Origin of the sequence: Xanthomonas citri pv. citri (genome assembly GCF_000961215.1) — a bacterium.
Lineage (GTDB): Bacteria > Pseudomonadota > Gammaproteobacteria > Xanthomonadales > Xanthomonadaceae > Xanthomonas > Xanthomonas cissicola.
Genome location: NZ_CP008998.1, coordinates 1,175,743 through 1,188,939 on the forward strand (window position 1 = coordinate 1,175,743; position 13,197 = coordinate 1,188,939).

The window sequence follows — 13,197 nt, forward strand, 5'->3', positions numbered from 1 at the left end:
CCATGGGCATCCGCATTCACCGCCTGCGCAAGCAGTTCGAGACTTTTACCGCGCTGGACAACATCGACCTGGAAGTGCGCCAGGGCGAGTTGCTGGCCTTGCTTGGGCCCTCCGGCTCGGGCAAGACCACGCTGCTGCGGATCATGGCCGGGCTGGAGCATGCCGATGGCGGGCAGGTGCTGTTCGGCGACGAGGATGCCACCCGCATGAGCGTGCAATCGCGCCGGGTCGGCTTCGTGTTCCAGCACTATGCGTTGTTCAAGCATATGGACGTGTTCGAGAACATCGCATTCGGCTTGCGCGTGCGCCGCGGCAACGCGCGTTGGGCCGAAGCGCGCATCCGTGCGCGCGTGGAGGAACTGCTGGCGCTGGTGCAGCTGCAGGGCCTGGAACAGCGTTATCCCACCCAGCTCTCCGGCGGCCAGCGGCAGCGCGTGGCGCTGGCGCGCGCGCTGGCGATCGAACCGCGCGTGCTGTTGCTGGACGAGCCATTCGGTGCCCTGGATGCGCAGGTGCGCCGCGACCTGCGCCGCTGGCTGCGCGAGTTGCACGAACGTACCGGCCTGACCACGGTATTCGTCACCCATGACCAGGAAGAAGCACTGGAACTGGCCGACCGCGTGGCCATCCTCAATCGCGGCCGCATCGAACAACTCGACACGCCGGCCATGATCTACGACAAGCCGGCCTCGCCATTCGTGTATTCGTTCGTGGGTGCGGTGAACCGGATTCCCGGGGTGTTGGCGCAGGGCCAGATCCAGGTGGCTGGGCACGCACTGCCGTTGGCCAATGCGGCATTGGCGGCCGGGCCGGTCGAGGTGTATGTGCGGCCGGAAGATTTGGTGCCCGACCAGGCCGGCTGGCCGGCCACGGTGGCGTGGTCGCAGCGCAGTGGCTCACGCCTGCGGCTGCGCGCAACGCTGGAACCGTCAGGCAACGAAGTGGAGGTGGAACTGCCGGCCTCTGCCGGCAGCTTTCAGCCAGGGCAGCAAGTGCGCTTGGCAGCACGGCAGTACGGGATATTTCCCGCGTAAGCGGGCGCCGGCTGGGGTCGGGGCTCGCCGGAATGGGTGTGCGAAGCGTGGGTTTCTCCTTGGCTGTGGCGAATCTCCGATTCCCAATCCCAGCTTCCGAACATCAAGATTCGGCGCAAGCGGTCGATGACATCAACACCTGATTCGCGCATGGGCTCTTGAGTGTGTGCGCTGGATCAAGCGAACGCGACTTTCATGTTGCGCTGCAATGACAGTTGGACTAATAAGTCTTTGCAGCCTCGCTTCGCGCCATCCCACCGTTCATCGCTCCAGGAGATGCCCATGAAGTCGTCCCCGCTCGCTTGTTGTCTGTCGTTACTGCTGCTCGGCGTTGCGCCGCTTGCGCAGGCGCAGGACGAAGATGCGTCTACATCGCCGTTCAGTGGCACCTTTGCGGTGACCAGCGATTACCTGTTCCGCGGTATTTCGCAGACAAATGAAGAGCCTGCGTTTCAGGCCGGTTTGACCTACAAGACGCCATTCGGGTTGTACCTGGGGACCTGGACGTCCAACGTCGATTTCGGCGCCGGCGATCCGGATTGGGAAGTGGATGGTTTCGTCGGCTACAACACCGACCTTGGCAGCCACTGGAACTTCGACGTCATGATCAACCGCTACCAGTATCTGGGAGCGGGCGCATCCAACTACGCCGAGCTGATCACCAAGACCACGTTCCTGAAGACCTATAGCGTGACGGTCGCCTACACCGACGATCTCTACGGCAGCAAGACCGATGGCTATTACTACGCCTTCGATGCCAACTGGACGTTGCCGTACGACTTTACCTTCGGCGCGCACGCAGGGCATAGCGTCTACACCTCGTCGCTGAGTCAGGTGGACCACGACTACAACGATTTCGGCGTCAACGTCGGCAAGACGTTCGGCCCGCTGGGTTTGAGCGTGGGGTATTACGACACCAGCAAAGCCGCCGAATTCGGCTTCGGTCGTCAGAATTCGCAGAACCATCTGGTGGCGACGGCGACGGTTGCTTGGCCGTGATGGCGATTGAATAAAAGCGACAAGAAAATGTAGGTGCGCAGTAGTTCTTCTCGCTGCTCCGAAGCTGTTTTGAAGACCTGGCTGTGTCGTTGTGAGGCAGGCAGAGTTGATGCTCGCACTTCTCATTGTTACGTCTGAACAACGGCAGGACGCAAAATCCCGGTTGTGTTGTGTATTGACGCGATTGGCCGTGCGGATCGATCACTCCTAGAGCGCCTGATCTGTGGGGTGGCTGCGCGGCCCTTGCCCGCCACTGTCGCGGGACACGCTGCAATGTAAGCTCTTACGCGGCATCCATGCCGCATAAGGTCCCGCGACGGTGGGCGGACAAGGACCGGTTGAGATGCTCGGTGCGTAGAGTTTCCAGCAAGGCGTTTCGTCGAATCACCTAGCGCAGTGTTTTCGTTGTTCACTGAAGCGACCAGACAAACTGTCTGGTGCGTGTTTCTGTTCTTTAGGTCAACAGCAAACTGTCAGGTGCGGTGTCCTTGCCGATTGCGTGACCGTTGGCGGCATGGATGCCGCCATCGAGCCTACATGGACGTACTTGCGGCGTGTCCCGCGAGCGGCGAGGGCATCGCGCCCTCGACCCACTAGGCTTTTATCCAGACCCTAGCCGACCCCGCGTCGCGTGAGACGCTTCGCCAGCTTCAGAAAATCGCTCGCGCACTCGTCAGCGCGCGTAGCTTAAAAACGCGAAAGGCGCCTCGCGGCGCCTTTCGCACATCTGCAGTGTCAGCCGATCAATTCCAGCTCAGCACGACCTTGCCGGCCTTGCCTTCTTCCATCAGGTCGAAGCCCTTCTGGAAATCGTCGATCGGCAGTTGATGGGTCAGCACCTTGTGCAACGGAAAACCCGACAGCACCAGCTGCGTCATCTTGTACCAGGTCTCGTACATCTTGCGGCCGTAGATGCCCTGCACGGTGAGGCCCTTGAAGATGATCTTGTCCCAGTCGCAACCGGCGCCACGCGGCATGATGCCGAGCATGGCGATCTTGCCGCCGTGGTACATGCAATCGAGCATGTCGTTGAACGCGCGCGAGTTGCCGCTCATTTCCAGGCCCACGTCGAAGCCTTCCATGTGCAGGTCGGCCATGACGTCCTTGAGCGAGGTCTTGGAGACGTTGACTACGCGCGTGGCTCCCATGTCGGCAGCCAGCTTGAGACGGAAATCGTTGACGTCGGTGACCACCACATTGCGCGCACCGATGTGCTTGCAGATGCCGGCGGCAATGATGCCGATCGGGCCTGCGCCGGTGATCAGCACATCCTCGCCGATGACGTCGAATTCCAGCGCGCAATGCGCGGCATTGCCGTAGGGGTCGAAGAACGCGGCAAGCTCGGACGGGATCTGGTCCGGGATCGGCCACAGGTTGCTGGCCGGCATCACCATGTATTCGGCGAAGGCGCCGTTGACGTTGACACCGATCCCGACCGTGTTGGGGCACAGGTGCGGACGGCCGCCACGGCAGTTGCGGCAATGGCCGCACACGATGTGGCCTTCGGCCGACACCCGTTGGCCGATCTGGTAGCCGGTCACTGCCGAACCGAGCTCAGCCACCCGGCCGACGAATTCATGACCGATGGTCAGGCCAGGCTCGATCGTGCGCTGGCTCCATTCGTCCCACAGGTAGATGTGCAGGTCGGTGCCGCAAATGGCGGTCTTTTCCAGCTTGATCAGCACCTCGTTGGGGCCGGGCGTCGGCACTGGCACCTGTTCCAGCCAGATGCCCTTGTTCGCTTCGCGCTTGACCAGCGCCTTCATCGTCTGCGCCATCTGGCGGAACCTGCTGAGTGAAAGTAAGCCGGCGATTATAGGCGTCGCGGCCTGTATGCCATGCGGCGGTGCGGGAATGGACGTGATGCCGCCCTGGATCCACGGTGGGCCAGGGCCGATCCGGCCCATGCCCGTTGAGACGAAGTTGGCACCTCAGCGCAGGATTGAGAGCCGCCGTCCAGGCCTGTCGCTGCCTGCGAGGGCTAGCGCGTTGGCCAAACATCGCAGGCGTGCGTCATCTGCGCCAGCATCGCTCCAATGCCCTTGCTCCGCGCTACGGCCCCATCTGCGATGCGGCGACGCTGGCTTTCACGCATGGCGCCAGCCTGGTCTTTTGGGCCCTGCAGGCGGAAGGAGCAGGCAGCGGGGCCAGAGCAGTCAAAAAAACACTGCACAGCCGCCATGCGGGCGTGCCCACCACTCCGAATCGGCGTGTGCCACGCGTACATTCCGGTTGTGAGCGCGCCGTCCATGGCCCTCTGCCCGCGGCTCGCCACGTTTGTCAGCCGCGCTCAGAACTTCACATCCAGGCTCATGAAGTACTGCCGCGGTGCGCCGACAACCATGGTCTGGTTGTAGCCATCCGGATCGGAGGCGACGTAGCCGTTGGTGCCGGTGCTGGCGAAGTAGCGCTTGTCGGTGAGATTGCTGATGTTGAGCGCCAGCGCCACATCCGCTACCCCGCCGACACGGCCGAAGTCGTAACGCGCGCCGGCATTGAACAGCCAGTACGACGGCACCTGCGAATCGTTGAGGAAGGTGATGTAGCGCTTGTCCACGTACTTGCCGTCCAGATCCAGGCGCAGGTTGCCGATCTGGTAGCTGGCGCTGGAAGAGAACATCAACGCCGGGATGCCGACCACGTCCTTGCCGGAGGTGGCGACCACGCCGTTGTTGAGGTAATCGTCCTGGTAGCGCGAGCGATTCCACGACAACGAGTTCAACCAGCTCAGGCCTTCGGTTGGGCGCCACATCAGCGCCAGATCCGCGCCGGCGCTGTGCACCGCGCCGACGTTGCTCAGGATCGAGGCGCAGGTCTGCACCGCGGTGCACGGCGAGGTGGTCAGCAGGCGGTTGGAGAACTTGGTGAAGTAGGCGTCGGCCGAGAGCTGGAACTGCGCATCCTGCACGCGATAGCCCACCTGCACGGTCTGCGATTGTTCCGGCTCCAGCGTGGAGCGGCTGCGGTCGAAGGCGGCCTGCGAGGTGGCGAACGGGGTGAAGCCAAACGCCGCGATGTTCTTGCTGTAGGACGCGTACAGGTCCTGGCGTTCGTCGAGCTTGTAGTTGATGCCCAGCTGCGGCAGGAAATTATCTTCGGCGCGGATGCGGCCCTGCGCCAGCGCGGTGGTCGGCACCAGCGATTGCGCGCGCGTGGTGGTGCTGAGCGCCTTTGCGCCGTAATTCAGGGTCAGGCGGTCGTCGAGCAGGCGCACGGTGTCCTGCACATACAACATCCGGGTTTGCGTGGTGTAGCGCTGCAGGAAGTCGCGACGGAACGGGGTCTGTGCTTCGTAGACGTTGTAGAGCGAGGTGTAACCTTCGTTGCCGAGCGCGAAGTAATTGCGGCCCTGCGTGGTGCGCGCGTTTTCTGCCCATGCGCCCACTTCCAGATCGTGATTGCCCCACGACCATTTCAATGCGCTCGTGCCGCCGAAGCGGTCCAGGCCGTAGTCGGTGGTGCGCATCGACACTGGAATCTGCGCGGAGGTGCGCACGTACGGTGTCACCCATTGGCCTTCGCCACGATTGCCGTGGTAATAGCCACTGGCATCGAGCGTGGCGCCGCCGAACACGAAGGTGCCCGACAGGCCTGCCAGGTTGTCGCGACGCAAGCCGCCGCCGGCGTAATAACTGGCATCGAGCCAGCTGTAGTCGCTGGGCAGACCGGCAAGCGATTGTGGGTAGCCGTTGGCCACGCCGCTAGTGGCCCCGGTGTTCTGGTAGGCGCGTGCCATCTGCACGGCGGTGGCCCAATCCGGTTGCAGGTAATCGTAGTTCCAGCCGAGCGCGCGCTGGCTGGTCAACGACAGATCCATGTAGTCGTATTCCTTGCGCCGCGAGGTATCCACGAACAGGCTCAGGCGGTTGCCGTCGCCCCACTGGTACACCGTCTTGAGATTGGCCTGTTCGGATGTCTGATCGCCATAGCCCTTCCACTTGTCGGTGCTGGCGTTGGCGTACGACAGATACGCCGACAACCCATCGCGATCGCCGGTGTCGGCACGCACGAAGGTGCGGCGCGTTGCATCGCTGCCCACCGTCTGCACCAGGCGCGCGCCGGGCGTGGTCTGCGGGTCGGCCGAGTAGAACTGCATGGTGCCGCCAAGATTGGTGTTGGAGGCGGTGCCGAGCGCGCCTGCCCCTTGCGCAATTTCCACCGAACCGAGGTTTTCAGAAATGATGGCGCGCGTGATGTGCAGGCCATTGGTCACGCCATAGCTCATGTTGCCCAGTGGAATGCCATCGAGCGTGTAACCCAGGCGGCTTTGGTCAAAGCCGTGCAGGGTCACCTGCGTGGACCATTCGTAGGTGCCGAATGGATCGGCGGACTGGAACTGCACGCCCGGCAGTTTTTCCACGGCCTTGAATGCGCTGCTACCGGGCGTCAGCTGCTCGATGTCCTGCTGGCTGATGCGTTGCACCTGGCGCGTGCTGCCTTGTGACACCACGTTGATCGCATCCAGTTGCGTGGCATTGGCGGCGGCATCGGCGGTCAACGCTGCCTCTGCCGGAGCGACGGCAGCCGGGTCGGCCGGTGTCGCAGCCTGCGAAATGACGGGAAGCAGCGTTGCCAGGGCAAGCGCCAGCGGGGTGACATGAAAGCGACGAGCGGAAGTCATGGGGGAGTCCTGTTCGGGCACGGCTGAGGGCGGACGCACGGTGCAAAGCCGGCGTTTCGCGACGCAGGGTGTCAACGGCTCATGAAACATTGATGACGGTCGCTGTCGCAAAACTGTCGTGCTCGCCCGCTATACGTGTCGTGTCCAGCCGCGCTGCGCGGTGACAAAGGCACCACTTTCTTTGCAGGTTCTGCCGCCATGACGTCTTCCTCCTCGCGTCGCGATTTCCTCAAGCGCGTTGCTGCGCTCACTGCTGCCGGCGCCTTGCCGTCTTCGATCGGTCGCGCACTCGCGCTGCCGGCCAACGCGCGGACCGGCACGTTGCGCGATCTCGAACATGTGGTGATCCTGATGCAGGAAAACCGCTCGTTCGATCATTATTTCGGTGCGCTACGCGGCGTGCGCGGCTTTGGCGATCCGCGCGCGCTGCAACTGCGCGACGGCCATGCGGTATGGAGTCAGCCCACGCCCGACGGACGACGCGTGCTGCCATTCGCGTTCGATTCGCAAAATACCTGCGCGCCCTTGATCAAGAGTCTGGATCATTCCTGGAAGGCCGGTCACGGGCAGGACCCGGCACGCTGGGCCGAATACGATGCGTGGGTGCCGTACAAGGGGGAATTGACGATGGGATATTTCCAGCGTCACGACATCCCGTACTACCACGCGCTTGCCGACGCGTTCACCATCTGCGACGGCTATTACTGCTCGCTGCACGGGCCGACCAATCCCAACCGCATGTATCTGTTCACCGGTACCAGCGGCCCAAGCGTGGGCAACGTCGGCGCGCAGGCGGTCACCAATGCCGACGATGGCAACTGGACCGCCGACATGGCGCGCGACAAGCCCGGCTACGCAGCGCTGCAGTGGACCACGTACGCGCAGCGGTTGCAGGCTGCCGGCGTGGACTGGCGCGTGTATCAGGAATACGACAACTTCGGCTGCAACTCGCTGGCGTATTTCTCGCACTATCGCGATCTACGCACCGACGACGAACGTTACCTGCGTGCACGTGCATGCGTGCCCGGTTCCACCGCGGGCAATGCCGCCACCACCCAGGCCGAGCACCTGGTCGCCGCGATCGCTGCCGATGTGCGGGCCAATCGCCTGCCGCAGGTGTCGTGGGTCATTCCGCCGACTGCGTATTGCGAACACCCCGAAGCGCCGCCTGCCTATGGCGAGTCCCTGGTGGCGCGTCTGATCGATGCGCTCACCGCCAATCCCGAGGTGTGGGCCAAGACGGCGCTGATCATCAATTACGACGAGAACGACGGCTTCTTCGATCACGTGCCCGCGCCGTTGCCGGCATTGGACGCACGCATGGGGCGCAGCAATGTCGACACGCATGGCGAGGTCTACGATGGCGTGCCGATCGGCCTGGGCATTCGCGTGCCGATGCTGGTGATCTCGCCGTGGACGCGTGGTGGCTGGGTCAACTCGCAGGTGTTCGATCACACCTCGGTGCTGCGTTTGCTGGAACGCCGCTTCGGCGTGGCCGAGCCCAACATCAGCCCGTGGCGGCGTGCGGTCAGTGGCGATCTCACCAGCGTGTTCGACTTCCGCAAGCCGGACGATTCGGCGTTGAGCGCATTGCCGTCGGTCGACGACTATCGGGCACGTACCGCTGCCGTGCGCGATAAACCGCTACCGTCTGCGCCTGCTGCCGCAACGATGCCACGGCAGGAACCGGGGCAGCGGCCGGCGCGCGCATTGCCATATGCCTTGCAGGTGCATGCACGCGTGCAAGAGGGTGCCGCCGTGCAGTTGCAGTTCGTCAACAGCGGCGCGGCGGCTGCGGCGTTCAACGTCTACAACAGCGCGGCCGGCGGCGGCCCCTGGTATTACACGGTGCTGCCCGGCACGCAACTGGACGATGCGCCGATTGGGGCCACGCACGAGGGTGCATACGCCTTGCGCGTGCACGGGCCCAATGGCTTCTTGCGCGAGTTCGCCGGGCAGGTGCCGCGCGCCTCTGCGCCATCGGCCGCGCCATGGGTGGAGGCGCGACAGGAGGGCGACGCCTTGGTGCTGGAAATCGGCAATGCCGGGCAGCGCGCCTGCACCGTGCAGCTGCGTGCGCTGGACTACGCAGACCCAAGTGCGCGCACTTTGTCGTTGGCCGCAGGTCAGCGCGAGACCATTCGCCTGGCGCTTGCCGCCAGCGATCACTGGTACGACCTGGTGGTGGAACAACCGGGCAGCGCCTTCCGCCGCCGTCTGGCCGGGCATCTGGAAACCGGCAGGCCTAGCCGCAGCGATCCCGCATTCGGCCGCGTCTAGCCAGCGCTCGGCCGCGGTACGCAGCAGGCGAATCCGCCGACGCCTGCTGCGCGGCAAACGTGCGCGAGTGCGTGTGGAGCGGGCGCGTGCCGACCCTGCCATCGGTCATGGGTTTGCCAGTAGGTATTGGCGTTGCACTGTAACGAAATAACCCGTGGGGCTGTCGATGCGTCCGAACCTGTTCGCTGTTTCCGTGCTGGCCACGCTGGCCGTCGCTGCATCTGCACAGGCCGGCGAGGGGATGTGGGTTCCACAACAACTGCCCGAGATCGCCGGGCCGCCCCAGCAAGCAGGCTTGCGGCTTTCGCCTCGGTAACTGGCCGACCTGACTGGCGATCCGATGGGCGCCGTGGTCGCCTTGGGTGGTTGCACCGCCAGCTTCGTCTCGCCGCAGGGTCTGGTCGTCACCAACCACCACTGTGCTTATGGCGCGATCCAGCTCAACTCCACCGCGCAAAAGAACCTGATCAAGGACGGGTTCAACGCCGTACGCCCTGCCGACGAGCTCAGCGCAGGTCCCAGTGCGCGCATCTACGTGCTCGATGCGATTACCGACGTCACGGCGCCGGCAAAGGCCGCGATGGCAACTCCGGTTCGCCGGTGATGGACGCGCAGGGCAAGCTGGTCGGCCTGGCGTTCGACGGAAATTGGGAGTCGGTGAGCAGCAACTGGATCTTCGACCCGGCAATGACCCGCATGATCGCCGTGGACGGCCGCTATCTGCGTTGGATCATGACCGAGGTCGCTCCGGCGCCACAGCTGTTGAAGGAACTCGGCGTGCGCTGACGCGGGGCGGCCGGCGCGCAGGCGCCAGGGGTTATCATGCGGTCCCGTTTCGCGGTGGCGAGCGGGCCCCTCCCCCAAGGAACCCCCAGCGCATGCGCATCCTGCTTGCTCGTCACGGCGAGACGCCGTGGAACGCCGAAGGCCGTTACCAGGGCCAGATCGATATTCCGCTCTCGCCGGTCGGCGAAGGCCAGGCGCGCGCATTGGGCGAACGGCTGCACTCGCTGCAGATCGACCGCGCGGTGGCATCGCCGTTGTCGCGCGCGCAGGCTACTGCCAAGGCCGCGTTGGGCGCTTCGCGTCAAGCGCTGCTGCAGACCGATGCCGACCTGCAGGAAATTGCGCACGGCGAATGGGAGGGCCTGCTGGCCAGCGAGATCAACGACAAGGATCCCGCACGTCTGCGCGCCTGGCGCGAAGAGCCCGATACCGTGTTGATGCCGGGTGGCGAATCGCTGCGTCAGGTGCTCGATCGCAGCTGGCGCGGCCTGATGCGCGCCGCCGATGGGCTGGGCGCCCACGACACCTTGCTGGTGGTTGCGCACGATGCGGTCAATCGCGTGATCCTGTGCAAGATCCTGGGCCTGCCGTTGTCCAGGCTATGGAGCTTCCGCCAGGCCCCGACCACGCTGAACCTGCTCGAAGGCGATGACGTCGAGCATCTCGAAGTGGTGCGCCTCAACGACTGTGCGCACCACACACCGTTCTTTGGTGAGGCAAAGCATCGGGCGCTTTAAGGCGAGGCAAGGCGCTGGATCACCCAATGGCGCGCCATGCCGTTGCAGTTTCCAATGGCGAAACGTTGTCGCATACACGCTTTTTGCAGGTGCGGTTGATTTGCTGGTGCCTGGGGCGTTCTCCGATTTCCTTCCTGCACCGTTTCCATGCGGGCCGCGGTGAACCGGGCTGCTTCGGTCTGGCCAAGCAATTGCGAGAGCACCGACGTGGCGTGCGACGCGCAAGCGCAAATGGCGATAATGTGCCCCTCTCTGCGCAGCCCTCCCCATGAACGCAACCGACTCCCTCTCCGCCTGGCTCGCCTATATCGAGCAGCAGCATCCCAGCGCTATTGCCATGGGCCTGGAGCGCGTGCGCGAGGTTGCGGTGCGGTTGCAGATCGCCGCGCCGGCCAAGCACGTCATCGTCGTAGGCGGGACCAATGGCAAGGGTTCGACGGTGGCCTTCATCGAGGCGATCGGGCGTGCCGCCGGCTGGAAGGTGGGTGCCTACACCTCGCCGCACCTGCTGCGCTACAACGAGCGCGTGCGCATCGATGGCCAAGAGGCCAGCGACGCCCAGCTGGTCGACGCGTTTGCGGCGGTCGAAGCAGCACGCGGCGACACCGCGTTGACCTATTTCGAGTTCGGTACGCTGGCGGCGCTGTGGTTGTTTCAGCAGTCGGCGCTGGAGTTGGCGGTGCTGGAAATCGGCCTGGGCGGGCGTCTGGATGCGGTCAACATCGTCGATTCGGATGTGGCGGTGATTACCACTGTCGATCTCGACCACACCGATTGGCTGGGCGACGACCGCGAGGCCATCGGCGCCGAGAAGGCCGGCATCATCCGCGCCTGGAAGCCGGTGGTGCTGGGCGAGATCGACCCGCCGTCCAGCGTGCTGCGTCGCGCCTACCAGTTGGGCGCCAATGCCATCCGTGCCGGCAGCGATTATTTCTTCGAGCCGATCGACACACAGCACGCCGAGAGCCCGCAATCCGATGCGCCGCGCTGGCGCTGGCGCGATGTGGCGGTGACGCTGGAATTGCCGATGCCGGCATTGCACGCGCCGGTGCAGCTGGCCAACGCCGCTGCCGCGATCGCCGCATTGCAGGCATTGCCGGTGGAGGTGCCCGACGCGGCCTGGGCGCAAGGCATCGGTAACGCGCAAGTGGCCGGACGACTGCAGCGGCTTGAGGTCGATGGCGTGCAGGTATTGCTGGATGTCGGCCACAACCCGCAGGCCGCGCGGGCGCTGGCTGCCGCGCTCGATGCGCAGGCGCATGCCGGCAGCACCTATGCGATCTACGCTGCATTGGCCGACAAGGATGTGTTGGGCGTGGTGGAGGCAGTCGCTGCGCAGATCGACCGCTGGGCGCTGGCGGGGCTGGAAGGCGCTCGCGGCCAATCGGCGCAGGCGTTGCAGGCCCGCCTGCAAGGCAGTGCCGCCGCGCAGGCGCCGTGTCATCGCGATGTTGCCAGTGCGGTGCGTGCGGTCCTGGACGCGGCCAGCCCCGGCGACCGTGTGCTGGTCTTCGGCTCGTTTCACACCGTGGCCGACGCGCTTGGCGCACTTCGTTCAGCCCGCTGAGGTCGTCGGGGTGGCGCCGGCCTTATAATCGCCGCGGCACCCCGCCACGCCGCCTCTCGTCTCTTCCGTGGATACTGCTCTGAAACAGCGACTGATTGGCGCCATCGTTCTGGTGGCGCTTGCCGTGATCTTCCTGCCGATGCTGGTCAAGGGCCCCGCGCCGTCGAGCGGTGTGGCCGATGTGCCGCTCGAGGCGCCCGCAGCGCCCGCCAATGGCGAGTTCGAAACCCGCGAATTGCCGCTGGTCACCCCGGGCAATGCGCCGGCCGGTGGCGCGTTAGGCATGGCCGGCGCGCCGGCGCCGGTGCAGAACAACCCCGACGCCGCCGATCTGGCCGCCCCGTCCAGCACGCCCTCAGCTCCGGAAGTGGCTGCCGGCAATTACGCAGTGAATTTCGGTGCGTATGCCACCAGCGCCGACGCCGATGCGGTGATTGCGCGGCTCAAGCAGGCGCAGTTGCCCGGCTTCAGCGAAAAGACCCAGATCAGTGGTCGCCCGGCCTGGCGCGTGCGCGTGGGGCCGTATGCCGACCAGGCCCAGGCCGAATCGGCCCGCCTGCAGGCAGTGAAGGTGCGCAGCGACGTCAACGCCCAGGTGGTGACGTTGGACGCCAATGCCGGCGCGCCATCGCCTGTGGCCAGCACCCCTGCGCCCGCACCGGCCCCCAAGCCGAGCAGCAGCGTCGCCGCCGCCAGCACCACCGCACCGACCAAGACCGAGAGCCTGCCGCCGGAACCCGCCAAAGCGGTGGCCGCCGCGCCCAAGCCGGCCGAAGTGGCCAAGCCCGCGCCCACCAAGCCTGAGGTCACCAAGCCCATCCCCGCCAAGCCCGAGCTTGCTGCCAAGCCTGAACCCGCCAAGCCTGTGGTCACCGCGCCTGTGGCGCCTGCGGCCAGCGCGGTCGGGTTTGCAGTGCAGCTGGGCGCGTTCGGTCGTGCCGAAGATGCCGATGCCTTGCGCGACCGCGTGCGCGCCGCCGGCTTCAGCGCCTTCGTCGAGCAGGTGCGGACCGACAAGGGCGCACTCAATCGTGTGCGTGTTGGCCCGGTTGCCAATCGCGCCGATGCCGAACAGTTGCGCGCGCAGGTGGCAGCCAAGGTCGGTATCTCCGGCATGGTGCGTCCGCATCCGTAACCGCCATGCCGGCCGTAAGCAAACGCGGCCGCCGCGCA

General features: G+C 65.1%; 9 protein-coding genes, 1 other RNA gene and 2 pseudogenes. 10 read left to right on the forward strand and 2 right to left on the reverse strand.

Annotated elements, in window-relative coordinates:
• The first annotated feature begins 2 nt into the window (after positions 1-2).
• From AMD14_RS05695 to AMD14_RS25645, 3 genes and pseudogenes are all read left to right on the forward strand, one after another.
• Positions 3-1,034, forward strand: a complete 1,032-nt coding sequence (locus tag AMD14_RS05695; protein WP_003490451.1) for a sulfate/molybdate ABC transporter ATP-binding protein — start codon at positions 3-5, stop codon at positions 1,032-1,034.
• A gap of 282 nt (positions 1,035-1,316) precedes the next feature.
• Entirely contained in the window at positions 1,317-2,033 is a 717-nt protein-coding gene (locus tag AMD14_RS05700; protein WP_003490453.1) for a TorF family putative porin, read from the forward strand.
• Between the two features lie 454 nt (positions 2,034-2,487).
• Positions 2,488-2,668 (forward strand): annotated as a pseudogene (locus AMD14_RS25645) (hypothetical protein); the annotation flags it as partial.
• 108 nt (positions 2,669-2,776) lie between these two features.
• On the opposite strand, the gene tdh reads toward AMD14_RS25645, so the two are convergent.
• Positions 2,777-3,811, reverse strand: coding sequence for an L-threonine 3-dehydrogenase (tdh, locus tag AMD14_RS05705; protein ID WP_015472527.1), 1,035 nt, complete (start codon positions 3,809-3,811; stop codon positions 2,777-2,779).
• 432 nt (positions 3,812-4,243) lie between these two features.
• On the opposite strand from tdh, the gene AMD14_RS22880 reads away from it, so the two are divergent.
• A non-coding RNA gene (locus AMD14_RS22880) (sX9 sRNA) lies at positions 4,244-4,319 on the forward strand.
• A gap of 4 nt (positions 4,320-4,323) precedes the next feature.
• Here the strand turns inward: AMD14_RS22880 and AMD14_RS05715 are convergent.
• The gene (locus AMD14_RS05715) at positions 4,324-6,744 is read right to left on the reverse strand and encodes a TonB-dependent receptor (protein WP_011050656.1); all 2,421 of its coding nucleotides are present in this window, start codon (positions 6,742-6,744) and stop codon (positions 4,324-4,326) included.
• 108 nt (positions 6,745-6,852) lie between these two features.
• Between AMD14_RS05715 and AMD14_RS05720 the strand changes: the two genes are divergently transcribed.
• The 6 genes and pseudogenes from AMD14_RS05720 to AMD14_RS05745 all read left to right on the forward strand — a co-directional run bounded on the left by AMD14_RS05720 (position 6,853) and on the right by AMD14_RS05745 (position 13,159).
• Positions 6,853-8,934: a phosphocholine-specific phospholipase C gene (locus tag AMD14_RS05720; protein ID WP_011050657.1), complete on the forward strand. Its 2,082-nt coding sequence runs from the start codon at positions 6,853-6,855 to the stop codon at positions 8,932-8,934.
• A 241-nt stretch (positions 8,935-9,175) separates the two neighbouring features.
• Positions 9,176-9,520 (forward strand): annotated as a pseudogene (locus AMD14_RS24540) (S46 family peptidase); the annotation flags it as partial.
• Between the two features lie 17 nt (positions 9,521-9,537).
• Positions 9,538-9,720 (forward strand): S46 family peptidase, encoded by a 183-nt coding sequence (locus tag AMD14_RS05730; RefSeq protein WP_003490852.1) that lies wholly within the window; start codon positions 9,538-9,540, stop codon positions 9,718-9,720.
• Between the two features lie 92 nt (positions 9,721-9,812).
• Positions 9,813-10,457 (forward strand): histidine phosphatase family protein, encoded by a 645-nt coding sequence (locus AMD14_RS05735; RefSeq protein WP_011050660.1) that lies wholly within the window; start codon positions 9,813-9,815, stop codon positions 10,455-10,457.
• A 268-nt stretch (positions 10,458-10,725) separates the two neighbouring features.
• A complete protein-coding gene (folC, locus tag AMD14_RS05740) occupies positions 10,726-12,024 on the forward strand; it encodes a bifunctional tetrahydrofolate synthase/dihydrofolate synthase (RefSeq protein WP_011050661.1) in 1,299 nt (432 codons plus the stop codon).
• 67 nt (positions 12,025-12,091) lie between these two features.
• Complete coding sequence (locus AMD14_RS05745) at positions 12,092-13,159, forward strand: SPOR domain-containing protein (protein WP_011050662.1); 1,068 nt, start codon at positions 12,092-12,094, stop codon at positions 13,157-13,159.
• The last annotated feature ends 38 nt before the right edge of the window (positions 13,160-13,197 follow it).